Genomic DNA, 1713 nt, shown 5'->3' with positions numbered 1-1713 from the left:
AACCCACATTCCGGAGTTTAGAGAGGAGGGAAAATAATTAGCAAGTAGGTACTGGAAGAAGATAGTAGCGACGGCAGGATTGAGTAAAAAAGCGGAGAATATGGAGTCGCTCATCAGTCAAATTAACAACTTGAGTAACGCCGTGGAAAAGAACGAGATGAACAGCCATAAAACACTGAAAAACCCAACGGAGAGTGGGAGAAGCAGTGGGTTTACCCAACTGGTTGGGAATGGTCTCTTGGTGTTGGGCTAAAGCCAGCCTTAATTGCCGTTGTCCCAAATTGTAGATAAGTAAACACAAAGCCATAATCAATCCCAGAGCCGCCACACGTTTAGGAGACTTAAGGAAAACACTAGAGGCAAAAAAAAGAGGGTCTTTGAGAAAGCGAAAACCTAGCTCAACACCTTGCTGTGCCTTGTATTGCCTAAGAGCCTCGTCGGGAGATAATTGGTCTGAGTCAAGGACATTGGTTGCCAAAATAAAACGACCACAACGAAGGCGTTGAGCCTCAATGTCAGACTCAATGGGAAAAATAGAAGCCGTAACACGATAAGTAAGACGTTCAGGAATATCATCTTTAGCTGGTTTGCCTGGCTTACCATAGTGAGATTTTTCGACAACTTGAAGTTCGTGGAGTTGATGCCAGTTCATTTGAGCGGATAATTTTTGAGCAGCGTTAAGAGCATCGGTAGCGCAAGCAAATTCAGTCGAGGATAATTGTTTTAAGGATTGTTCAGCCTGGGAATAATATTTGTTAATCTTTTTGGTTAATTGTTTAAGATCTGATTGACGACGTTTCTCACTTTCAACCAAGAGCCAACGTTGTGGCACTTCACCATAGTTACTGGAGAAACAATTCCAACTATAACCCTCTAAGCTACTTGGAGTAAGCCTTTCCGTACTATTTACTAAAATAGATGCTTCTTTGATACTCAAAGGGACTCGGGTGAGCCAAGTTAAACCCATCAAGGTTGTGAGATTATCGGCACTATATAGTGCCCCATCGGCGACCAATAATCCGTCAAATGTCCACTGTTTCTTAAATTCCTGGCATAATTCAGCAAATCTTGCCTTATCAGATTGATTACCATCAGCAATTTCCATCCAGACTGGTATATCTCCATCTCCTAGGCAAATTAAATTCATTACAAACTGCTTCAGGTCTGGTCTATGGTCTCTCGAATAACCGTAGGTAATTTTCACCATTCCAGCTTCTTCCTCCCCTACTTTATATTCTCCATCCACATGAAATGAACTAGAATCTAAGTGCCCGATTTCTTCCTTAATTCCAAACTTTTTTACAACTTTGAGACTGATTGCCATAAAGATTTCACTCAATCCTCCTTCGTATAATTTATCTAATCCTTTCCCCAAACGGTCATCATTTAGATTTTCGGCTTTTATTCCCTCTCCCAATAATTGCTCCGTTGCTTTCCCTTGAAAAAACTGTTCAAATAAATACAAAGGAGCTGATACGAATCCCAGTCCATTTAATAATATTGCCTTTACTACTATCCCTATACTGACTTTTTCTCTGGGGTCCGTCCCCAGCCTTTCATTTAACAGTTCCACTATTCCTATTTCATCTATCAATCCAGCCACTATCCCTAGATGATCTAGATTCTCTACTTTCATTGCAGGCTCCATACACCCTCTTCATTATTAATACATCCCAATTATATCAGTCCCCGCTTTTAATAGCGGAATGTAAG

General features: G+C 40.9%; 1 protein-coding gene. It reads right to left on the bottom strand.

Annotation, left to right across the window (positions count from 1 at the left end; translation table 11 throughout):
- Positions 1–37: 37 nt before the first annotated feature.
- The gene (locus tag IQ217_RS18690; RefSeq protein ID WP_194021426.1) at positions 38–1648 is read right to left on the bottom strand and encodes an IS1634 family transposase; all 1611 of its coding nucleotides are present in this window, start codon (positions 1646–1648) and stop codon (positions 38–40) included.
- Positions 1649–1713: the final 65 nt, after the last annotated feature.

Origin of the sequence: Synechocystis salina LEGE 00031, from assembly GCF_015207985.1 — a bacterium.
GTDB classification, from domain to species: Bacteria; Cyanobacteriota; Cyanobacteriia; order Cyanobacteriales; family Microcystaceae; genus Synechocystis; species Synechocystis salina.
This window is presented reverse-complemented; position numbering and strand designations above follow the sequence as displayed.

Coding starts and splice junctions, on each gene's coding strand:
- IQ217_RS18690 (WP_194021426.1), bottom strand. CDS start 1,648: ATGGAGCCTGCAATGAAAGTAGAGAATCTAGATCATCTAGGGATAGTG.